Annotated in this window: 21 protein-coding genes; 13 read left to right on the forward strand and 8 right to left on the reverse strand. The window is 66.4% G+C overall.

Annotation, left to right across the window (positions count from 1 at the left end):
• Positions 1-172: 172 nt before the first annotated feature.
• Both QFZ36_RS14395 and QFZ36_RS14400 read left to right on the forward strand, forming a co-directional pair.
• Positions 173-1,147, forward strand: a complete 975-nt coding sequence (locus QFZ36_RS14395; protein WP_306637591.1) for a nuclease-related domain-containing protein — start codon at positions 173-175, stop codon at positions 1,145-1,147.
• Positions 1,148-1,194: 47 nt separating this feature from the next.
• On the forward strand, positions 1,195-1,842 hold the full coding sequence (locus QFZ36_RS14400; protein ID WP_306637593.1) for a DUF4190 domain-containing protein: 648 nt from the start codon (positions 1,195-1,197) through the stop codon (positions 1,840-1,842).
• Positions 1,843-2,013: 171 nt separating this feature from the next.
• Here QFZ36_RS14400 and QFZ36_RS14405 read toward each other — a convergent pair whose 3' ends face one another.
• Positions 2,014-3,471: a purine-cytosine permease family protein gene (locus QFZ36_RS14405; RefSeq protein WP_306637595.1), complete on the reverse strand. Its 1,458-nt coding sequence runs from the start codon at positions 3,469-3,471 to the stop codon at positions 2,014-2,016.
• A gap of 127 nt (positions 3,472-3,598) precedes the next feature.
• Positions 3,599-4,297 carry a FadR/GntR family transcriptional regulator gene (locus tag QFZ36_RS14410; protein WP_306637596.1) on the reverse strand — a complete coding sequence of 233 codons (699 nt, stop codon included), beginning with the start codon at positions 4,295-4,297 and terminating at the stop codon, positions 3,599-3,601.
• Between the two features lie 136 nt (positions 4,298-4,433).
• Between QFZ36_RS14410 and QFZ36_RS14415 the strand changes: the two genes are divergently transcribed.
• From QFZ36_RS14415 to QFZ36_RS14425, 3 genes are read left to right on the forward strand one after another with little or no spacing between them, the layout of a single operon-like run.
• Complete coding sequence (locus QFZ36_RS14415; RefSeq protein ID WP_306637598.1) at positions 4,434-5,801, forward strand: SLC13 family permease; 1,368 nt, start codon at positions 4,434-4,436, stop codon at positions 5,799-5,801.
• Between the two features lie 55 nt (positions 5,802-5,856).
• On the forward strand, positions 5,857-7,068 hold the full coding sequence (locus QFZ36_RS14420; protein WP_306637600.1) for a CaiB/BaiF CoA transferase family protein: 1,212 nt from the start codon (positions 5,857-5,859) through the stop codon (positions 7,066-7,068).
• Position 7,069: 1 nt separating this feature from the next.
• Positions 7,070-8,578, forward strand: coding sequence for a carboxyl transferase domain-containing protein (locus QFZ36_RS14425; RefSeq protein WP_306637602.1), 1,509 nt, complete (start codon positions 7,070-7,072; stop codon positions 8,576-8,578).
• Positions 8,579-8,625: 47 nt separating this feature from the next.
• Here QFZ36_RS14425 and QFZ36_RS14430 read toward each other — a convergent pair whose 3' ends face one another.
• The 4 genes from QFZ36_RS14430 to QFZ36_RS14445 form a co-directional block, all read right to left on the reverse strand.
• Positions 8,626-9,108 (reverse strand): LapA family protein, encoded by a 483-nt coding sequence (locus QFZ36_RS14430; RefSeq protein ID WP_306637603.1) that lies wholly within the window; start codon positions 9,106-9,108, stop codon positions 8,626-8,628.
• A gap of 186 nt (positions 9,109-9,294) precedes the next feature.
• Complete coding sequence (locus tag QFZ36_RS14435; RefSeq protein ID WP_306637604.1) at positions 9,295-9,657, reverse strand: hypothetical protein; 363 nt, start codon at positions 9,655-9,657, stop codon at positions 9,295-9,297.
• Between the two features lie 173 nt (positions 9,658-9,830).
• Positions 9,831-10,034, reverse strand: a complete 204-nt coding sequence (locus tag QFZ36_RS14440) for a hypothetical protein (protein WP_306637605.1) — start codon at positions 10,032-10,034, stop codon at positions 9,831-9,833.
• A gap of 87 nt (positions 10,035-10,121) precedes the next feature.
• Positions 10,122-11,540: an amidase gene (locus QFZ36_RS14445; protein WP_306637606.1), complete on the reverse strand. Its 1,419-nt coding sequence runs from the start codon at positions 11,538-11,540 to the stop codon at positions 10,122-10,124.
• 278 nt (positions 11,541-11,818) lie between these two features.
• Between QFZ36_RS14445 and QFZ36_RS14450 the strand changes: the two genes are divergently transcribed.
• The 3 genes from QFZ36_RS14450 (at position 11,819) to QFZ36_RS14460 (ending at position 13,497) form a co-directional block, all read left to right on the forward strand.
• Positions 11,819-12,145: a rhodanese-like domain-containing protein gene (locus QFZ36_RS14450; RefSeq protein ID WP_306637607.1), complete on the forward strand. Its 327-nt coding sequence runs from the start codon at positions 11,819-11,821 to the stop codon at positions 12,143-12,145.
• A 73-nt stretch (positions 12,146-12,218) separates the two neighbouring features.
• Complete coding sequence (pheA, locus tag QFZ36_RS14455; protein WP_306637608.1) at positions 12,219-13,196, forward strand: prephenate dehydratase; 978 nt, start codon at positions 12,219-12,221, stop codon at positions 13,194-13,196.
• Positions 13,197-13,290: 94 nt separating this feature from the next.
• Positions 13,291-13,497, forward strand: a complete 207-nt coding sequence (locus QFZ36_RS14460) for a hypothetical protein (RefSeq protein ID WP_142042714.1) — start codon at positions 13,291-13,293, stop codon at positions 13,495-13,497.
• Positions 13,498-13,521: 24 nt separating this feature from the next.
• On the opposite strand, the gene QFZ36_RS14465 is transcribed toward QFZ36_RS14460, so the two are convergent.
• Positions 13,522-14,586 carry a diacylglycerol/lipid kinase family protein gene (locus QFZ36_RS14465; protein ID WP_306637609.1) on the reverse strand — a complete coding sequence of 355 codons (1,065 nt, stop codon included), beginning with the start codon at positions 14,584-14,586 and terminating at the stop codon, positions 13,522-13,524.
• A gap of 90 nt (positions 14,587-14,676) precedes the next feature.
• Here QFZ36_RS14465 and serS point away from each other — a divergent pair, with 90 nt between their 5' ends.
• The 5 genes from serS to QFZ36_RS14490 all read left to right on the forward strand — a co-directional run bounded on the left by serS (position 14,677) and on the right by QFZ36_RS14490 (position 19,228).
• Entirely contained in the window at positions 14,677-15,957 is a 1,281-nt protein-coding gene (serS, locus tag QFZ36_RS14470; RefSeq protein WP_306637610.1) for a serine--tRNA ligase, read from the forward strand.
• Positions 15,958-16,388: 431 nt separating this feature from the next.
• Entirely contained in the window at positions 16,389-17,186 is a 798-nt protein-coding gene (locus tag QFZ36_RS14475) for a hypothetical protein (RefSeq protein ID WP_306637611.1), read from the forward strand.
• Positions 17,187-17,304: 118 nt separating this feature from the next.
• A complete protein-coding gene (locus tag QFZ36_RS14480; protein ID WP_306637612.1) occupies positions 17,305-18,168 on the forward strand; it encodes an HAD family hydrolase in 864 nt (287 codons plus the stop codon).
• Positions 18,169-18,342: 174 nt separating this feature from the next.
• Positions 18,343-18,573 (forward strand): hypothetical protein, encoded by a 231-nt coding sequence (locus QFZ36_RS14485; RefSeq protein ID WP_306637613.1) that lies wholly within the window; start codon positions 18,343-18,345, stop codon positions 18,571-18,573.
• 70 nt (positions 18,574-18,643) lie between these two features.
• Entirely contained in the window at positions 18,644-19,228 is a 585-nt protein-coding gene (locus QFZ36_RS14490) for a histidine phosphatase family protein (protein WP_306637614.1), read from the forward strand.
• 99 nt (positions 19,229-19,327) lie between these two features.
• Here QFZ36_RS14490 and QFZ36_RS14495 read toward each other — a convergent pair whose 3' ends face one another.
• Positions 19,328-20,242 carry an AEC family transporter gene (locus QFZ36_RS14495; protein WP_306639221.1) on the reverse strand — a complete coding sequence of 305 codons (915 nt, stop codon included), beginning with the start codon at positions 20,240-20,242 and terminating at the stop codon, positions 19,328-19,330.
• Positions 20,243-20,270 lie beyond the last annotated feature (28 nt).

The raw sequence follows: 20,270 nt of genomic DNA on the forward strand, positions 1-20,270 counted from the left end.
CGGCACAGCGTCATCAAACAAGTAGCCAACCTGAGTACTGGCCCGGCAAAGTACTTATATACCGCCGCCTGCGCGCCCTGTTACTTTCGAAAAATCGGGCGGAATGCTCGCAGGCAAAGGACGACGGCGGCCTTCCGCCAATCGTTCTCCGGCAGGGGAAGCAGGGACGGCCATGGGGGCAGGCGACGGGGCAGCGGAGCAGTCCAAGCTGGCAGCGGAACGGGTTGCGAGGCTGAAGCGCCAGCTCGACCAGGCCGAACATACCACCAAGGCTTGGGACGCAGGCGCGGTTGGTGAGCGCGTGGTGGCGGAAAAGCTGAGCGAACTGGTCCCGCGCGGCTGGTACGTGCTGCACGATGTCCACTGGCCCGGCCGGCCCAAGGCAAACCTCGACCATGTCCTGGTGGGCCCCGGGGGAGTAGTGGTGGTGGACGCCAAGAACTGGACCGGCGAGGTAAAAGTTTCCTCAGGGGTGCTGTGGCAGGGCCGCTACGCACGCACCCAGGCGGTGGAGGGGGCGCTCGCCCAATGCGCCGCCGTCGCGTCCGTCCTCGCGCCGCCGCACCGCCGGATGGTGCGGCCCTTGATTTGTATGGCTGCCCAGCCGGACCTTTTTGGCGTGACCAACTCGGATGTTGCCGTGGTGGGAGCTCAGCGCGTGGTGGGGGCCATCGAAGCGTTGCCTGCCGTGCTGGACCAGCAGTCGGTGGTGGGGCTCTATGCGCACCTCGGACAGCAGCTCACGCACGAACAGGAGCCGGGCATCACAGCCTTCCGGAGCGTGCGGCCCGGGACAGTGGTGAGGCCCGCCGACCCGCGCCCAGCGTCTCCAGGTGCAGACGGCCACCCGGATCCGGCAGAGCCGCGTCCCGTCCCGGCCCGCTCGGTATCATCACGCCAGGCGCCATCCCGTGCTGGTTCACCCCGCACTGGCTCATCCCGGACTGGCTCACCCCGTGCCGGGGCAACACGTGCTGAGGCACCGGGTGCCGGCGCAATCCGTCCGGCAGGAGATCTCTCGAAGACGACCGCCGGCGGGCGGAACCCGAAGGGCCGCCAGCGCCGCGCCACCGGCGGCGGAGGCCTTGCCCTGCTCGCTGCGTTCGTCATCTTTGCCGTGTACGTGCTGCCCTACCTGGGACGCTGACCTGCCGGCGGCGGTAGGCTGAAAGCAAAACTTCCAGGGGGAAAATCTTGACTGACCAGCCCGCCCACCGGCCTGAATCGCAGTACCCCGACGGCAGCAGCACGCCGTCGGGCTTTGAACCGCCGCGCTTTGCCCCGCCCTATGGCTCAGGGGCCGCGTCCCAGCCGCAGTATGGGCAGGGCAGCTATAGCCAGGGCAACGAAGGCCAGGGCGATTACGGCCGGGGCAAAGACGCCCAGGCTGGCTACGGACAGGGCAGCTACGGGCAGTCCCAGTACGGCCAGGCTGGCTATGGGCAAGGTCATTTCGGCCAGGGCGGCTACGGCCAGAGCCCGAACGCAGGCCAGAGCCAGTACGGCACATATAACCAGCCGCCGAGCGCGTACAACCAGCCGGCTGGTCCCTACGGGCAGCCCGGCTACTACGGCATGCCGGCCGAACCGAAGACGCTCAGCATCGCCAGCATGGTGTGCGGCATCGCTTCGGTGATCATGGGCTGGATCCTCCTGCCGCAGATCGCCGCGATCATCACCGGCCATATGGCGCTCAAGCGCGAGCCGACGGGGAAGGGCATGTCCATCACCGGCCTGGTGCTGGGCTACCTGTGCCTGCTCGGCTACGGCGCCTTCTGGCTGCTGGCCATCATTGGCCTGGCCATCGCCAGTACCTCCACCAGCTCCTCTTACACTTTCTGAACTGCCGCTTTCTGGACTGCCACTTTCTGGACTGCCACTTTCTGAACTGCCACTTTCTGGACTGCCACTTTCTGAACTGCCACTTTCTGAACTGCGCCCCTCAAGCCTCGGGACCCGCAACCGACGGCGGCCCGAGGCACAGTGCCCCGGACCGCCGTCGTGCCTTCAGCCTTAGGTCCCGGAAGGGACAGGAAGGCTCTCTGCCGCGCTGTCCAAATGGATATTGCCAGGATAGATCGACTCGGCCGGGGCACGGTTGGTGGCTTTTGCCCACGGGTAGTAGACGGCGAGCGTGACCGCGATCCCTACCAGCCACGAGATGTCCGCGCCGCCCAGCCATTTGGTCACGGGTCCGGTGTACAGCGCCTGCGCGAGGAACGGGATCTGGACGACGACGCCGACCCCGTAGGACACCAGCGCCGCGGTATTCCAGCGGCCATAGCGGCCGTCCGGATTGTAGAGGGCGGGAATGTCCAGCCGGTCGCGGGAGATCTTGTAGTAGTCCACCAGGTTGATCACGGACCATGGCGTGAACACCATCAGCAGCAGCAGGACGAAGTTCTTGAAGAGGTTCAGGAAGTCCTTGCTGGCGAAAAGCGCGATGAGGACGCTCGCCCCAATGACGGCGATGATGAAGACAATCCGCAACGTCCTGGACACGGTGTCCTTGCGGTTGACGGCGGTGCTGATCGTCACGCCGCACATAAACGCGCCGTAGGCGTTGAGGCAGTTGACGGTCAGCTTGCCGGTGACGATCACCAGGTAGATAAAGACGGCGATCAGCCCGCCGCCGGCGAGGTCACCCATGTAACCCACCTGGTTCTTCAGGAAGTCGCCGCCCAGTTTTGCGGCGGAGAGTCCGCCGCAGACTGCGCCGAGGGTCATGGCCCACTGCGCACCGCCTACGGATCCGGCGAACGTGTACCAGAATGTCTTGCGCTCGGAGGTGGCCGCGGGAAGGTAGCGGGAGTAGTCGGCCACGTACGGCCCGAAGGTCAGCTGCCAGCCCGCCCCGAGGGCGATGGCCGTCAGGAACGTCGGCCATTCGAAGCCTTTGACCATCATGACCTGGGTGACGTCGAACTTGGTGAGGACGGCGATGGTCAGGTACAGGAAGCCGGCCAGCCCGGTCACCGTGGCGATCCGGCCGAGGGCGTGGATGTATTTGTAACCCAGGATCGCCAGCAGGGCGGTTGCGGCGCCGAAGATGAGGATGCCGACGGCGGGGGCCTCCACGCCGAGCATCAGGTTGATGGCCTGGCCTGAGAGCACGGTTCCGGTGGAGGCGAACCCGACGTACATCAGGATTACCAGTGCCAGGGGGATCACTGCCCCGTAGACACCGAACTGCGCCCGGCTGGAGATCATCTGCGGCAGTCCCAGCTTCGGCCCCTGGGCCGAGTGCAGGGCCATCACGGTGCCGCCCACGATGTTGCCCACCAGCAGTCCCACGATGGCCCAGAAGGCGTCGGCGCCAAAAACCACGGCGAGGGCGCCGTCAACGATGGCCGTAATCTGGGCGTTGGCGCCGAACCACAGCGTGAACTGCCCCCGCGGGTGGCCGTGGCGCTCGCCGGGCGGAATCATGTCAATCGATCGTGCCTCTACGGCACTGCTTGCTGCGGCCATGGCCAACACTCCTTGGGTGATAAAACGTAGGTTCCATCACACTCGGTTTGCGGCCCGACGAGAACAGGAAATCGTCCGGGACTGTCCGGCCTACCAGACAGCCCGGCGTGTCGCGGCCGCCGGGCGGTCAGCGGAGCAGTTCCACGTCCGAGACGAGTTCGATGTGGGCCTGCATTGCTTCCGCTGCCGCTTCCGGATCCTGTGCGCGGATGGCGTCCGCAATTTTCCGGTGCGAGGCGAGGGACTGTTCCGGCCGGCCAGGCTGGCCCAGCGATTCCATCCTTGTCTCCAGGATCATCTCGGCGATGAATGCCATGAGCTGGGCCAGCACGCCGGAATGGGCGGCGGCGGTGATGGCCTGGTGGAAGAGTTCGTCGCCATGGGTGCCGCGGTCGCCGTCGTTGATCTCCTTGGACATGGCTTCCAGGGCGTAATCGATCGCCGAAAGGTCCTCGTCGGTGCGGCGGGCTGCGGCGAGGGCGGCCAGTTTGACCTCCAGGGTGCTGCGCGCCTCCACTATCTCCGGCAGCCGGCTGCGGTGTTCGCGCAGTCCCTTGATGACTGAGGCAACGCTTGGCCGCCTCGCCAGCACGGCACCGGTTCCGTGCTGGACGTCGATGACGCCGAGTACCTCGAGCGCCACCAGGGCCTGGGCAAGGGTGGCCCGGGAAACGCCCAGGCGCTCCGCCAGGTCCCGTTCAGCGGGCAGGAGATCGCCCGGCCGCAACTGGGCGGACTCGATGTACGCGAGGATCTGCTCCACCAGCTGTTCGTACAGCCGCGGGCGCGTCACCCGCTCCAGTCCAAGCCGTGCTGTCTTCTCCACAAAGCCCTCGCTACGTCGTAGGTCCCTCCAGACTACATGGCTCCTGCTATTGACAGATAGACTCACTGTCTAAGAGGCTAGTCCAGTGAGCCAGTAACTCACATCACACTTTTCGTTCCCCAACGGAGGACCAACGATGTCCGCTCCTGTCCTGTCGATTATCATCCTGGCGGCGATGTTCCTGCTTGCCACCGTCCTGCCCCTGAATATGGGCGCCCTCGCCTTCGTCGGCGCGTTCCTGCTCGGCACCGTGGTGCTGGGCATGTCCACCAACGAGATCCTGGCCAACTTCCCCGGCGGCCTCTTCCTGACCATCGTCGGCGTCACCTACCTGTTCGCCATCGCCCAGAACAACGGCACCATCGACCTCCTGGTCCGCGGCGCCGTCCGGCTGGTGGGAAGCCGGGTGGCCCTCATCCCCTGGGTGATGTTCGCCATCACCGCAGTCATCACGGCCGTGGGCGCACTCTCTCCCGCCGCCGTCGCCATCATCGCGCCCATCGCGCTCACCTTTGCCGGCAAGTACAAGATCAGCCCGCTGCTGATGGGCATGATGGTGATCCACGGCGCCCAGGCCGGCGGGTTCTCTCCCATCGCCGTCTACGGCGTCACGGTCAACGGCATCCTCGCCAAGACCGACCTGGCCTTCAGCCCCACCGCGCTGTTCCTGTCGAGCCTCGTCTTCAACACCCTCATCGCGCTGGTCCTTTTTGTTGTCCTGGGCGGCCGCGGACTGCTGTCGTCCCGTGTGGGCCACTTCGTGGAGCAGGCCGCCGAGGCCCGGATGGCCGTCAGCGTCGGCGCCAAGGGCGGCTCCGACGTCTCCTTCAAGGGCTTCGGTTCCGGCATGTACGGCCCGCGCGACCCCGCAGGCGACGGCGTCGGCGCCACCAAGGAGCGCTCCGAGCGGATCCCGCAGCTGGTCACCATTGCCGGCCTGATCGCACTGGCCGTCATCGCCCTCGGCTTCAAGGTGGATGTCGGGTTTGTGTCCATCACCATCGCCCTCGTGCTGGCGCTCGTCTCGCCGGCAGCCCAGAAGGGCGCCATCAACAAGATCAGCTGGTCCACGGTGCTGCTGATCTGCGGCATGCTGACTTTCGTCGGCGTGCTGGAGGAGGCCGGAACCATCGAATTCGTCTCCAATGGCGTGGCCGGCATGGGCATGCCGCTGCTGGCGGCCCTGCTCATCTGCTTCATCGGCGCCGTAGTTTCCGCCTTCGCTTCGTCCACCGCCATCCTTGCCGCACTCATCCCGCTCGCCGTGCCGTTCCTCTCCACCGGTGAGATCGGGGCCGTCGGTGTCATCTGCGCCCTCGCCGTCTCCGCCACCATCGTGGACGTTTCCCCCTTCTCCACCAACGGCGCGCTGGTGCTCGCCAACGCTCCCGAAGGCGTGGACAAGGACCGGTTCTACAAAAAGATCCTGGGCTACAGCGGGATTGTGATCGTGGCCGGGCCCGTCCTGGCGTGGCTGGCGCTGGTCGTGCCCGGATGGCTGTAGCGGACCGGTCATCACCTTCGAACTTCCAAGCCTGATCAAGAAAAGGAACCAGCCCATGAGCAGAACTGATACCGCAGGGGGTCCCCTGTCCGGCCACCTTGTTGTTGACCTGAGCCGGGCCCTGGCCGGTCCGCACGCCGGAATGATGCTGGCAGACCTGGGCGCCCGGGTCATCAAAGTGGAAAACCCCGGAACCGGGGACGATACCCGCGGTTGGGGCCCGCCCTTTGTTGGCCCCGCGGACGACCTTCAGTCCACCTACTTCATGTCCTGCAACCGCAACAAGGAATCGATCAGCCTGGACCTGAAAAGCGGTGACGGGCAGGAGGTGCTGCGGGGCCTGCTGGAGCGTGCCGATGTAGTGATCGAAAACTTCCGCCCCGGCGTGATGGACCGACTGGGCTTCTCGCCCGCGGCCATGCACGAGCTGAACCCGCGGCTGGTGATCCTGTCCATCACCGGCTTCGGCCACGACGGGCCCGAGTCGCAGCGGAGCGGTTACGACCAGATCCTCCAGGGTGAGGCCGGGCTGATGTCCCTCACCGGCTCCGGGCCCAACGACCCCCAGCGGGTGGGCGTTCCCATCGCGGATCTGCTTGCGGGCATGAACGGTGCGTTTGGTGTCCTGGCGGCGCTGGTTGAGCGGGAGCAGACCGGCCGCGGCCAGGTGGTGCGCACGTCCCTGCTGGCGTCCCTGATCGGAGTCCACGCCTTCCAGGGCACCCGCACCACGGTGGCGGGGGAAGTTCCCGAGGCCCAGGGAAACCACCATCCCTCCATCGCCCCCTACGGCCTGTTCAACTGCAAGGACGGGAGCGTGCAGATCAGCGTCGGCAGCGAAAAGTTGTGGTCCGCGTTTGCCGCTGCCTTCAGCCTCGACCCGGCGGCGCCCGGTTTCGGCAGCAACGCCGAAAGGGTGCGGAACCGCGCCGCGGTGATTGCCGCCGTCGAACGCGTCTTCGCGGACTATGGAGCGGCGGAGCTGCTGCAGACACTGAACGACGCCGGGATCCCCGCCGGGAAGGTGCGCTCGCTTGACGAGGTGTACGCGTGGGAGCAAGTGGCATCCCAAGGCCTCGTAGTGGACGTGGACCATCCGGTGCTCGGCAAGGTCAGCCTGCCCGGCCCGCCGCTGAGGTTCTTTGCCCCCGGTGACACTGCGGAAACCACCGTCACCGAGCACGACGCGCCGCCGCTGCTGGATGAGGACGGGCCGGCCATCCGTGAATGGCTGGGCTTGGCAGCCGTTTCCGCGGGGGTTTCGTAGGGTGCCGACCGTCGAAAAGGTGCGGCACCTGAATGCTGCCGAACTGCTGGAAGCCGTGGTGGACGAGGGCTCCTTTGTCTCCTGGGACTCGCCGGCGCAGGAGCCCCCGCTGTCCGAGGAGTACTTTCGCGACCTGGCCAGGGCGCGGGAACGCAGCGGGACCGACGAATCCGTCATCACAGGCGCCGGGCTCATCCGCGGACGCCGGGTGGCGTTGATCGTCAGCGAATTTTCCTTCCTTGCCGGTTCCATCGGCCACGCTGCGGCCCAGCGGATCGTGGCCGCCGTCGAACGGGCCACTGCTGAGGGACTGCCGTTGCTGGCCGGTCCTGCGTCCGGTGGTACGCGGATGCAGGAGGGGACGCTGGCTTTCCTGTCCATGGTGAAGATCACCGGGGCGGTGCGGGCCCACCGCCAGGCCGGTCTTCCGTACCTGGTCTACCTGCGCCATCCAACAACCGGCGGCGTGATGGCCTCCTGGGGATCCCTGGGCCACATCAACGTGGCGGAGCCCGGTTCGCTCCTGGGCTTCCTGGGCCCGCGGGTGTACGAGGCGCTGCACGGCGAAGCGTTTCCCGACAAAGTGCAGGTGGCGGAAAACCTGTTCAACAAGGGCCTGATCGACGGCGTGGTGGAGCCGGCCGACCTTGCCGACCTCGTGGGCAGGGCCCTTGACATCCTCTGCGCCCGGCGCGGCACACCGCCGGAGGCGCCGGCCACGCTCGCTGTGCGGCCCGCTCCGGTTGACGCGTGGACTTCCATCGGCATTTCCCGGCGTCCCCGCCGGCCGGACCTGCGGCAGTTGCTCAAATACGGTGCCACCGACGCCCTGCCGTTGAACGGAACGGGGCAGGGGGAGAAGGACCCTGGACTCCTGTTGGCCCTGGCCCGTTTCGGCGGACAGTCCTGCATTGTCCTCGGGCATGCCCGCCCGCTGCGCAGGGACGCGGCCGGGATGGGTCCCGGTTCCCTGCGGGAGGCGCGGCGGGGCATGAAGCTGGCCGAGGAGCTGCGGTTGCCGCTGCTCACCGTCATCGATACTGCGGGTGCGGCCCTCTCGCAGGAGGCGGAAGAGGGCGGGCTGGCGGGCGAAATCGCGCGCTCGCTGCACGAACTTATCGGGCTGGAAGCACCGTCCGTCTCGGTGCTGCTGGGCCAGGGCGCAGGGGGAGGGGCCTTGGCGTTGCTGCCGGCCGACAGGACCATTGCGGCACAGCACAGCTGGCTCTCACCGCTGCCGCCGGAGGGTGCCAGTGCCATCGTCCACCGGACCACCGCACATGCCCCGGCCATGGCGCAGGCGCAGGGGGTGAACGTCGCTTCGCTCTACGCCAACGGCCTGGTGGACCACATCGTGGACGAGCGGGACGATGCCTCGCTGGAACCCCAGCAGTTCTGCCGCCGGATGGCGCTAGCGATCGAGTACGAGCTGGGATCCGTGGCTGGCATTGCCGTGCCGGAGCTGGTGGCGGCCAGGTCTGCAAAATACCGGAGCCTGGGTGCCGGCTGAGCTGCCCAGGCTGGCTACCCGCAGTGGCTACGTTCGCTGCGCCCTGGCTACTTCCGCTGGCTGGAGCGGGCGCGGTGCGCGTTTCTGCGAAGTTGAAGGATCCGGGCGCCACCGGCCACGGCAACCAGGACGCCGCCGGCCACGCTGGCAATAAACAAGGCCATGCCCAGCGGGACGAAGCCTTCAAGCGCGAAATAGCGGACAGCCACCTGCTCCTGGTTTTGCAGGATAAAGATGATCAGCAGGATCAGGAGTACCAGGGCGGCCACGACGGCGGCCCACACCACTCCCGTGCGGGTCACGGGTGGCTGGTTGGCGGCAGGCCGGGCGGCGGTTGAGGGCGTTGGATCCGGTAGCGGCCTCGAATCCGGTGCCTGCGCTCCGGGTGCCGTTCCCTGCGCCTCCGGGGCAGGACCGGGGGTAGTTGTTGCATCCACGCGGGCGGGTGTTCCGGCAGCAGGCGGGTTGCTCCCGGCGTAATTTCCGACGGGCTCCGGCTGTCCGGCTGGCGGGTAGTTTCCGGTGCTCATGCTGGTTCCCTTCCCAATACTCCTATAAACGCAATACTAAGCATGCTTATGGTCCCACCCTAGTAGGTGTCCTCGGAACAACACAACGGGAGGGACGCGCAACAGGAATGCAGATGCAGGCCCCCGCGCAGAACTAAGCAGCGGTTCATTGGCCGCAATGCCGAGTCAGATTCCGGATGGGCGCCGCTACGTTCCGGAGATTCGTTCGGCGTGCTCCCGCTCTTGCTCGCTCAGTTCCGCCCGGCCGCTCGCGAGGAGCGTCCAGCGGGAGACGGTGTTGTGGGGCGTGTCAAAGGCGCCCCATGCCAGGGCTCCGTCAATGAGCCCCCGCACGTCGCCTTCAGAAGCGGGTTGCGTGGCGAAGATGATCCGCAGCGAAACCACGTCCCCGTCCCGGGATAAGCCGGTGTAGTGTGCGGCAAGCGGGCATGGCGGCGGATGTTTCGAACTCCCGCACAAGGCAGTAGTGATGGCGGCGCCAGGTGCGGCAGGATCGGCAGCGGCGCCAGTCATCAGCAGGGTGGCGGCGTGCACATAAAGTCCGTTCATTCCACTGATCCTTTCGCCCCGGTCTTGCGGCTTGCCGTTCCCTGGTTGCCGCTTCCTTACTCCTGCTACCCGCCGCTCCTGCAACCTGCCGCCCCTGCAACCCGCCGCTCTTTCTCAAACGCAGCGGAAGGGCCTCCGGTGGAGTCCCTTCCGTTGTTTGCACCGTCAAGGCGTCAGACCCTCTCTTTGCTCTTTTCAGCCGAGGGGGTGCGGGGCGCTGGCGTCCTGCGCCAGTTGGGGAATGCCCAGAACGTGAAGTCCTGCGCCTTGACCGGCTTCTCCGGAGTTTCCGCCGGGGTTTCCTGCTTCGCCTCGGGCTGGCGGTCAGCTTCCTTCCTGATGCCCCACCCGAAGTCCTTGCTGGATGAATAGCACATCACAGGCCTCCTCATAGTGACTGCCCCTTAATCGTCCTCCTGATCGCCCGCGGAGTCGAGGCTATGGCGGTAAGAGCCGCGGCAGCGTCAGAAGCCCAGTTGCCGGGCCACCTGCAGCAGGAGCGCCTCCGACCCCATCCGCCCCACCAGCTGGATCCCCATCGGCAGCCCTTGGCCGGCCGCGCCGCCCGTCCAGTGGACAGGGATGGTGATGGCCGGGAGGCCGCACACGTTGACCATGGAGGACCACGGTGCGAATTCGCACTGTTTCCGGTAGTCGCCGTCGGCATCCCCTGCCCACTGCCCCGCCGGCCAGGGGGCACTGCCGTGTGCTGCTCCGGTGAACCAGCCCACCGGGCGCGGCGTCTGCGCGAGCGCCGGCATCAGCAGCAGGTCCCACTGCGCGTACTGGGTCACCGTGTCCCGCTCAAACTGCCGCAGGAACGCCAGTGCTTCGTTCAGCTTGGCGGCGCTGCGCTGTTGGGCCCGGCGGCGGAACGTCCGGGTCAGCGGTGCCAGCAGCGCTTCGCGGTGGGGGCTGATCCGCGCCGCGCCCACTGCCGCCGTCCACGCCGTGGTGAACGCATCCGGGTACCTGTTGTCGTAGCGGACGCCGGCGTCACTGAGCGAATGACCGGCACCCTCAAGGAGTTTTTCGCCCGCCCGGAGTGCGTCCAGGGCCTCCTGGTCCGGGGTGAACGGGAAGGTGCCGGACCAGGGACTGTCCAGCGTGACGCCGATCCGCAGCCGCGGCGGCTCCTGTTCCACCGCCTTGAGGTAGCTGCTTTCCGGAGACTCCGCCGGAACGAGTGCATCCATCATCAGGGCGGCGTCGGCGGCGCTCCGGGCCAGGGGACCGGCCGCTACCAGCCGGGCGGGGTCGCCCAGGCTTTCCCCGGCGGGCACCAGGCCCCGGCCCGGCTTCAGGCCCACCAGGCCGCACGCCGCGGCAGGGATGCGGATGGAGCCGCCACCGTCCGTTCCGGGCGCAAGCGGAAGAAGTCCGGCGGCCACCGCTGCGGCGCTGCCGCCCGAGGAACCGCCTGAGCTCCTGCTCAGGGCATGGGGATTGCGCGACGGCGGCGCCACGCGGTTTTCGCTGTAGGCCGTCAGTCCGAATTCAGGCACCTGCGTCTTGCCCAGGGAGATCACGCCGGCTTCCTTCAGGAGCGAGACCAAGGGGCCATCGCTGACCGCGGGTTTGTGGTCCCGGGCGGCGCTGCCGTGGGTAGTCACCACACCGGCCACGTCGGTGAGGTCCTTGAAGGCCAGGGGCATTCCGTGCAGGAGGGGAAGCTCTTCCTGGGGAGTGCGGGCCCGGAGCGAGTCGGCGGCGCCCGCACTGCTCATCGCCTGCTCGGCCGTGACCGTGACAAACGCGCCCAGCAGGGGATTCTGCTCTTCGATCCGGGCCAGGAAGTGGGCCGTGACTTCCGCAGAGGAGACCTCGCCCTTGCGGAGGCTGTCCCGGAGTGCGACAGCGGATAATCCGTGAAGATCAGCCAAGGTACCGCGGCTCCATGGACTCCCGGGCCGCGCCGCTGGACATGGTGCCGGGCTGGTCTGCAGGCAAGGTTCCTCCCAGGGTTCTTGCTACAACATGGTTCCCAAAGCCTAACGCGCAGTCCCTCGGGCAGGCAGGGGCGCGGGGATCAGGCTCAAGCGCGGGACCGGTCCCATGCAGCACTGGTGTCAGGGCCCGGGGCTGGTCTTAGGACCGGGCACTGGACCCAGAGCCGTACTAGGCTTAAAGCTGACCACGATCTGCCAGACAGGACTTTCCCATGAGCGATTTCGATACCGTCCGCGTCAACGACATTCCTGAAGACGCCGCGATCCTGGATGTCCGGGAGGACTATGAATGGGTGGCCGGCCATGCCGACGGCGCTGTCCACATCCCGCTGGACCAGTTGCCCGCCCGGCTGGACGAGCTCGATCCGGACCATGACCTCTACGTCATCTGCCGGACCGGCGGCAGATCCTTCCGGGCCGCGCAGTGGCTGACGGGCCAGGGCTACACCGCGATCAATGTCTCGGGCGGCATGGACCAGTGGCTGGAAGCCGGAAAGCCCCTGGTATCCGACAACGGCCTGAAGCCGCTGGTGCTCTAACCCGCCCCAAAGCGCCCCTTCGCCCGCAGCGCACACCTTTTCACTTTCACCGCGCCCCTTCAAAGGAGCCTTCATGCCCGCGTCCCGCCTCACCTATGCCTTCCTCGGGCCCGAAGGCACCTTCACGGAGGCCGCGCTGCTGCAGGTGCCGGGCGCTGCGCACGCCAGCCGCGTCCCGGCGTCGAACGTTAATGCCGCCTTGGACAAAGTGCGCGATGGTTCCGCCGACGCCGCCATGGTGCCCATCGAAAATTCTGTGGAGGGCGGCGTCACCGCCACCCTTGACGCCATCGCCACCGGACAGGAACTGCGGATCCTCCGCGAAGTCCTGGTGCCCATCAGCTTTGTCCTGGTGGCCCGGCCCGGCGTAGGGCTGCAGGACATCCGGCGGGTCTCCACCCACGGCCATGCCTGGGCGCAGTGCCGGCTCTGGATGGACGCCCATCTTCCGGACGCGGAATACGTGCCCGGGTCATCCACCGCTGCCGCTGCCCTGGGGTTGTTGGAGGAGGACTGCCATTACGACGCCGCGATCTGCGCACCGCTGGTGGCCGAGGAACAGCCCGGGCTCTCCGCGCTCGCCGGGAACATCGGCGACAATCCGGATGCCGTCACACGCTTCATCCTGGTCAGCCGCCCCGGCACCCTGCCGGAACGCACCGGAGCGGACAAAACCAGTGTGGTTGTTCCGCTGCCCGAAGACCGGCCCGGCGCCCTGATGGAGATCCTGGACCAGTTCGCCAGCCGTGGCGTGAACCTCAGCCGGATCGAGTCCCGGCCCACCGGCCAGTACCTGGGCCATTACTTCTTCAGCATCGACGCCGACGGCCATCTCGGTGACGCACGGGTGGCTGATGCCCTGGCGGGACTTCACCGCATCAGCCCTGCCACCCGTTTCCTGGGTTCGTACCCTCGGGCGGACCACCGGGAGACGGTGGTGAAAGCCCACACTTCGGACGGGGCGTTCCAGGCAGCGCAGGCCTGGGTGGCAGGGCTGCAACCCGGTCCTGCCCGCAGGGAAAGCGGTTCCGCCGCTTCGCCGACAGCGTAGGCAATTCCCTCTTTTACCACTTCCGCAGGCTGTGGACAATGCGTATGCTTACTTGATCCACATGGGGGATGGCCCCTAACGAAGGGAGCGGGTCATGACTACCAGCAGCACCGACAATGATGGCCAGGGAATGATCGTCAATCCCCGTCCCACCGCGGACAACCAGGATTGGGACGGCGACGACGCTGACCGTGCCGACCGCCTGCGCTTCGAAGAGGAACAGGCCATGATCCGCGAGCAGTCCGAGGCCCGTGCCGCAGCGAAAGCCGCCGCCGAGGCGAAAAAGGAAGCCAACGCCTGACAGTCCGGTTCGGCTGAATGCCGCTTAGCCCCGGGACGCCCCGCCCTTGACCCTGATCAATAACGAACGCGGTTCCACCTGGACAGTGACCTTGGTGGCCTCGCCTGCCGTGTCCCCGTCGAGCTGGGTGGGCATTGGTTCCGGGCACTTGATGACGATCCTGCCGGACCGGTAAATCGTCATGATGGGCAGCTTCCCGCTGTGCTTGAACATGATTTTGACGTACATCAGCAGCCAACCGATGGCACTGCGCGGACTCATTACCACCACGTCCAGCATGCCGTCGTCGATCATGGCCTGCGGGATGAAGTCGATACCGCCGGGGACCAGGCCACAGTTGGCGAAGAGGACGCTGCGGATGTTGCGGACCTGGTCCGGGCTGCCGTCGAAGGAGATGGAGATCTTCTTCCGCCGGCCGGGCAGGTGGCGCATCCCCGCCTCCGTATAGGCCAGCCAGCCGAACGTCCTTTTCAGCCCGGCATTGGTGTCCGCCAGCACTTCTGCGTCCATGCCGATTCCTGCGATCACCAGGAATACGTGCTCGGATGAATGCCCGGTCCGTGAGTTCTCGATGCCCATCCGGGCGGTGTCGATGTGACGCTGGTGGCCGAAGAGGGCCGTCTGCACGTTGCCGTGAAGGTCGTTGACGTCCAGGTCCACGTTGCGGGCCAGGAGGTTCCCGGTGCCCAGCGGGATAAGACCCATGGCAACCCCGGTGCGGGTAAGTGACTCGGCCACGACGCGGACCGTACCGTCGCCGCCGCCCACCAGGACGACGTCGGGCTTGTGGGCCAAAGCCGCCTGCACCTGAGAGAAGCCGGGGTCCTCCGCCGTCGTCTCGTAGAAGACAGGTTCCTCCCAGCCGGCCGTCAGGCACGCCCGCTGGATGGTGGCTTTTGTTTCGTCGGCGCGGGCTTTGATGGGGTTCAGTATCACGGCCACGCGTTGCTGGCTAAGGCCGGACTCGTACGCGTCCCCACCTACCGCACTGCGCACATGCAGGGCCTTGAGCCTGCGGACTCCCCACCAGCTGGAAATGGCGAAGGCAAGCGCCACCGCAATCAGCACGTAGAGAATCAGGTCGCTCATAGTGCCTCAACAGTATCCCGGCGGCACCTGCGCGTTCCGGCCCAGCGGCCCGCCGCCGTCGTACTCCTTCGGATTGGATACCCTTATGTGGTGATCGACGTAAAAGACCTCAGCGAAAACCCGGAGAAGTTCCGAGCCAGCCAGCGCGCCCGCGGCGCGGACGAATCAGTGGTGGACGCGATCATTTCCGCCGACTCCGCCCGCCGCGCGGCGCTGATCCGCTTCGAAAACCTCCGCGCCGAGCAGAACGCCTTCGGCAAGAAGGTGGCCCAGGCCAAGGGCGACGAGAAGAAGGCCCTGCTGGCCGAGGTCAAGGAGCTGGCCAATTCGGTGAAGGCAGCCTCCGCTGAAGCGGACGCCGCGCAGACCAAGCAGGAAGAACTACTGCGCACCATCCCGAACCTCATCGAGGACGGCGTGCCCGAGGGCGGCGAGGACGACTACGTAGTGGTCAAAACCGTTGGCACGCCCCGCGAATTCCCCGACTTTGAGCCCAGGGACCACCTGGAAATCGGCGAACTGATCGGTGCCATCGACATGGAGCGCGGCGCCAAGGTGTCCGGCGCGCGCTTCTACTTCCTCCGCGGCGTGGGTGCCCGGCTGGAGATGGCGCTGCTGCAGATGGCCATGGAACAGGCCATCCAGGCCGGCTTCGTCCCGATGATCACGCCAACCCTGGTGCGCCCCGAGACGATGCAGGGCACGGGCTTTGATGTAAAGCACGACGCCGAGATCTACCGTCTCGCCGAAGACGACCTTTACCTGGTGGGCACCTCCGAGGTGGCGCTGGCCGGGTACCACGCGGACGAGATCCTGGACTTTTCTGCCGGTCCCATCCGCTACGCCGGCCAGAGCTCCTGCTACCGCCGGGAAGCAGGTTCCCACGGCAAGGACACCCGCGGCATCATCCGCGTGCACCAGTTCAACAAGGTGGAGATGTTCATCTACACCACTGTTGAGGAGGCTGCGGCGGAGCACCAGCGGCTGCTGGCGTGGGAAGAGGAGATGCTGGCCAAGTGCGAGCTGCCGTACCGGGTTATCGACACCGCGGCCGGCGATCTCGGAACGTCAGCGGCCCGCAAGTACGACTGCGAAGCCTGGGTTCCCACCCAGGGCGCGTACCGCGAGCTGACCTCCACCTCCAACTGCACCACCTTCCAGGCCCGCCGCCTGAACATCCGCGAACGCGTGGTGAACGAGGCAGGCGTCGCCAAGGGCACCCGGGCCGTGGCCACCCTGAACGGAACGCTGGCCACCACCCGCTGGATCGTGGCGCTGCTGGAGCACCACCAGAACGCGGACGGCTCGGTGAACGTGCCCAAGGCGCTGCAGAAGTACCTGGGCGGGCTTGAGGTCCTCCCGGTTCTATAGTTTCGGCTGGTCCTAAGCTTGTTCGCGGATCGGAATCTTCAAGGTTCGGATCCGCGAACAAGCTTCTGAACCCTGCCGTGCGCGGGGCTCCCGTCCGCTTGCTTGTCCACATAGGCCGGCCTGTGCACTGACTTCGGGGCTTCTTCCCGTCAGCCTTGTGGCATGGAGATTCGGCCTGGGCTTATCGATTCCGCCGCTGTCCTGCGCACGCAGGGGACCACTGACGCCATCCACCGGGAGTTTCGGGCGGGACGGCTGGTCCGGATCCGCCGCGGTTTCTATGTCCGGACGGCGGACTGGCTGAGTGCAAGGCCTTCAGAGCGCTTGCCTGGACGACGGCGGCCGTGGCCAGATCGGTAAAGGGTGCGGTGTTGTGCGGGGAAACGGCAGCACTAGCCAACGGATTGCCTACGCTACGCACCCCGGGATGCGTGGAACTGGCCACGACACTGCCCGGGCGAAGCGGAGTCCGCCGGTCGCCCCTGATGGTCCTGGGCGACGACCCAGCTGCCCGGCAGGCCCGGGAAAAGCGTTCGTATCCCCTCCGCTACTGCCTGAAGCCCCCAGTTGAAACTGTGGCCCGTGGGGAGTTCAGGTGCACCAGCCCGGTTCAGACAGCCCTGGACATGATGGTTGGCGGCAAGTTTGCTGAGGCCCTGGTGGTCGCCGACGGATTGGCGCGGATGTTGCTTCGCCAGGGCATGCTTCAGGCGGATGCAAACCTGCTGGCCTTACCCCAAATCGTGGCCGGCATTTCGTCCCATCAGCACTCCTCGGCACGCCGCCGGGCCGAACGGGTGGCGGCCCTGGCGAGTCCGCTGGCCGAGTCCGTGGGTGAGTCCTACAGCCGTGCAGCCTTTGAGTTTCTTGGATTCGAGCAACCTGTGCTCCAGCACGCCTTCCGGGACGCCGACGGTTTCATCGGCAGGGCAGACTGCTGGTGGCCGCGGAACCGGGTGGTTGGGGAGTTCGATGGAAAGGCCAAATACGTAGAGGCCGCCGTGCGTGGTGCGGCCACTGCAGAGGAAGCCCTTTACCGGGAAAAGCTCCGCGAGGACCGCATCCGTGCGCTCGGCCTCGGCTTCGTGCGCTGGGGTTGGGCGGACGTGGAAGATCCGGAGCGGCTGAGGCGGAAGCTCCTGACAGCGGGGCTGCGCCCACGAATCAGGGGCCAGTTCGCGGATCCGGATCTTGAAGGTTCGGTTTCGCGAACAAGCCTGGGAGCGTAGGACCTGCGGGAGGTTAGCACCCACAACGGGGAAAACCTGTGGGTATTCACCAACTGTTCGATAAATTCTGTGGCGTGCGTCCTAGCGGGTTTTTGGGGGTTTCTGCTCTACTTGATGGATGACAACGCTGACTGAAACCTCAGTCGCCGGCAACGATGACCGGCGAGACAACAACGAAGACAACAACGTAGACCAGAAGCTAATGATCGCCCTGGACGTGGACGGCACCCTGGTGGACCACGACGGCCACATGTCCCCGGCCGTTCGTGAAGCGGCGCAGGCAGTAGTAGCCGCTGGCCACGAGGTCATGATCGCCACCGGCCGGTCACTCAACGCCATGCTGCCCATCATTGAAAATATCGGTATTGATCGCGGTTACGCGGTGTGCTGCAACGGCGGTGTGACGCTGCGGCTGCATCCGGAACTGGACAACGGCTACGAGGTCATCCACAAGGCCACGTTCGATCCGGCTCCCGCCCTCCGTGCCCTCCGCGAGCGGCTTCCGTCCGCCAAGTACGCGCTGGAGGACGAGGACGGCAACTTCCTGTCCACGGAACGCTTCCAGGACCCGAGCTTCGGTGTGGAGGCTGTGGGCGTCGACTTCCACACCATGCTCGAAGCCACCGCCGTCCGCGTGGTGGTGTTCAGTACCGAAAACACCCCGGAAGAATTTAACGAGGCCATCGAGCACGTGGGCCTTGCCGGTGTCACATACTCGGTGGGCTGGACGGCGTGGCTGGACATCGCGGCCGCGGGCGTCACCAAGGCGAGCGCGCTGGAGAAGCTGCGAGGCCGGCTCGGCATCGAACCGCACCTTACCGTGGCAGTAGGCGACGGGCGCAACGATATCGAGATGCTCAGCTGGGCCGGCCGGGGAGTGGCCATGGGCCAGGCTCCGGAGGAAGTGATCGCCGCCGCGGATGAGGTTACCCACTCGGTGTACGACGACGGCGCTGCACACGTGCTTCGCAGCCTCCTTTAGTTCCCGGGGGACTGGCGGTGTCCTTGGTTCAGCTTGCGGCCGTGGCCGCCTGCGCCGTTTTAGCCGGCCTTGCCATCTTCCAGGCCGCCCTGATCAGCGGCGCTCCGCTCGGGCGGTTGGCGTGGGGAGGACAGCACAAAGTCCTGCCCGCGGGCTTGCGGGTGGGAAGCGCGGGTGTCGATAGTCCTGTACGCGGCTTTCGGGTACGCCGCGCTCGCCAAGGCAGCCTTGGTGCCATCCCTGGGCAATGAGGTTGTCACGGCGGTGGTCACCTGGGTGCTGGCAGCATATTTCACCCTCGGAGTGCTGATGAACGCAATATCGCGGAGCAAATCCGAGCGCGTCGTGATGACGCCGGTGGCCCTGGCGCTCGCCGTCGTCTACCTGGTCCTTGCCCTTAGCTGACTACCAGCCAGCCGCCTCAGGCAAGCCTCGTTGGTCCGACTGGTGCCAGCCTTCGGGCAGAATGGAAAGCATGACCCTGACGACGTTCGCCCTCATCCGCCATGGCCAGACTGACTGGAATGCCGAGCGCCGGCTGCAGGGAGCCACGGACATCCCGTTGAACGACGTCGGTCGTGCCCAGGCGCGTGACGCCGTCGCCGTTTTGTCCGCTTACGAATGGGACGCCATTGTGTCGTCGCCGCTGAGCCGCGCCGCCGAAACAGCCGACGTGATCGCGGCCGGGCTGGGGCTCAGCGAGGTCCGCCGCATGCCGGAACTTACCGAGCGGAGCTTCGGACCGGCGGAGGGGATGCAGGCGGGCCCGGAACTGGATGCCCTGCGCATCCCCGGCGGTTTCCGCGGCGCCGAAAGCGAGGACGAGGCAGCTGACCGGGGACTGACGGCACTGGAGGCACTGGCGGAGGAGTACCGCGGAAGGCGGCTTCTCGTCGTCGCGCACGGGACGCTCCTGCGCGTGAGCCTCAGCCGCGCCGTGGGCAGCACGCTGAAAAGCATTGACAATGCCGTCCTCAACCTGGCCCACCATCACGCGATCGACGGCTGGCAGCTCGAATACTTCAACGGCGAGCCTGTGATGGCCGCCAGCCAGGGCTGACGGCCGGCAACGCGGGTACGGCCAAGCCACCAGCAGCTCAGCTAAAAGGCGACTCAGCCACACACCGCTCAATCACACACCGCTCAGCGACACAGCATCTCAGCCGAACAGTAGCGCGGCTCCGAGCAGCAGCGGGACGGACAGGACTGTGGTGATCACGGCGGTCGACTGCGCCAGCGCCTGCCCAACACCGTAGCGGATGGAGTAGAGGACCACGTTTTGTCCCGTGGGAAGGATGGCGCAGGCCGTGACCACGAACGTGCTGAACGCGTCGAGGTGAAAGACGAACGCCGCCAACGCCCAGGCCAGCGCGGGCTCGACCGCTGATTTGAGCACCACGGCGACAGTGGTGGGAGCGGCCTCGCCGGTGCCTCCGCGAAGGGTGAGGCCGTGCAGGGACATCCCGAAAATGATCAGCATCAGCGGCACGGTCATCTGCGCCGCCAGGGAGACCGGGGCGAGCACGAGCTCCGGTACTTCGATCTCTAAGGCGCTGAGCAGGATGCCCAGCATGGCCGCGACGGTCACGGGGTTCCGGAAGGGCGTGCCAAGGACCTTCCCTACCGAGGGCTTGGGCCCCTTCGGATCTGCCAGGTCCATGATGGTGAGCGCGACCGGTGTCAGCAGGGCCAGCTGGAACAGCATGATCGGTGTGACATACGTGGCGCTGCCCAGGACATAGACGGACAGCGGCACACCCAGGTTGGTGGAGTTCACAATTCCGGTGGACAGGGCGCCGATGACGGTCCGCCGGGTTCCCCAACGCCGCACCGCCCCGACTGTGGCGAAGATTGTCATGCAGGCGATGGCCGTGACAACGGAAATCAGGCCGGTGGCGCTCAGGACCTCGGTGATGTGCCGCGTGGCAATCATGGAAAACATCAGGCTGGGCAGCCCCACGGTGAACGACAACGCGGAAAGCACTTTCGTGCCCTGCTTCCCCAGCACGTTGTACCGGGCCAGGAGGTAGCCAGCCAGCAGCACCATACCCACAACAAAAAAGCCCTTCAGCACCCCTTCCAAAAGGCAGGCCTCAATTCTG

Source organism: Pseudarthrobacter siccitolerans (assembly GCF_030823375.1).
GTDB classification, from domain to species: Bacteria; Actinomycetota; Actinomycetes; order Actinomycetales; family Micrococcaceae; genus Arthrobacter; species Arthrobacter siccitolerans_A.

Coding starts and splice junctions, on each gene's coding strand:
- QFZ36_RS14460 (WP_142042714.1), top strand. CDS start 13,291: ATGACTACCAGCAGCACCGACAATGATGGCCAGGGAATGATCGTCAAT.
- QFZ36_RS14405 (WP_306637595.1), bottom strand. CDS start 3,471: ATGGCCGCAGCAAGCAGTGCCGTAGAGGCACGATCGATTGACATGATT.
- QFZ36_RS14430 (WP_306637603.1), bottom strand. CDS start 9,108: ATGAGCACCGGAAACTACCCGCCAGCCGGACAGCCGGAGCCCGTCGGA.
- QFZ36_RS14480 (WP_306637612.1), top strand. CDS start 17,305: ATGACAACGCTGACTGAAACCTCAGTCGCCGGCAACGATGACCGGCGA.
- QFZ36_RS14465 (WP_306637609.1), bottom strand. CDS start 14,586: ATGAGCGACCTGATTCTCTACGTGCTGATTGCGGTGGCGCTTGCCTTC.
- QFZ36_RS14435 (WP_306637604.1), bottom strand. CDS start 9,657: ATGAACGGACTTTATGTGCACGCCGCCACCCTGCTGATGACTGGCGCC.
- QFZ36_RS14490 (WP_306637614.1), top strand. CDS start 18,644: ATGACCCTGACGACGTTCGCCCTCATCCGCCATGGCCAGACTGACTGG.
- QFZ36_RS14415 (WP_306637598.1), top strand. CDS start 4,434: ATGTCCGCTCCTGTCCTGTCGATTATCATCCTGGCGGCGATGTTCCTG.
- QFZ36_RS14440 (WP_306637605.1), bottom strand. CDS start 10,034: ATGTGCTATTCATCCAGCAAGGACTTCGGGTGGGGCATCAGGAAGGAA.
- QFZ36_RS14420 (WP_306637600.1), top strand. CDS start 5,857: ATGAGCAGAACTGATACCGCAGGGGGTCCCCTGTCCGGCCACCTTGTT.
- QFZ36_RS14395 (WP_306637591.1), top strand. CDS start 173: ATGGGGGCAGGCGACGGGGCAGCGGAGCAGTCCAAGCTGGCAGCGGAA.
- pheA (WP_306637608.1), top strand. CDS start 12,219: ATGCCCGCGTCCCGCCTCACCTATGCCTTCCTCGGGCCCGAAGGCACC.
- QFZ36_RS14450 (WP_306637607.1), top strand. CDS start 11,819: ATGAGCGATTTCGATACCGTCCGCGTCAACGACATTCCTGAAGACGCC.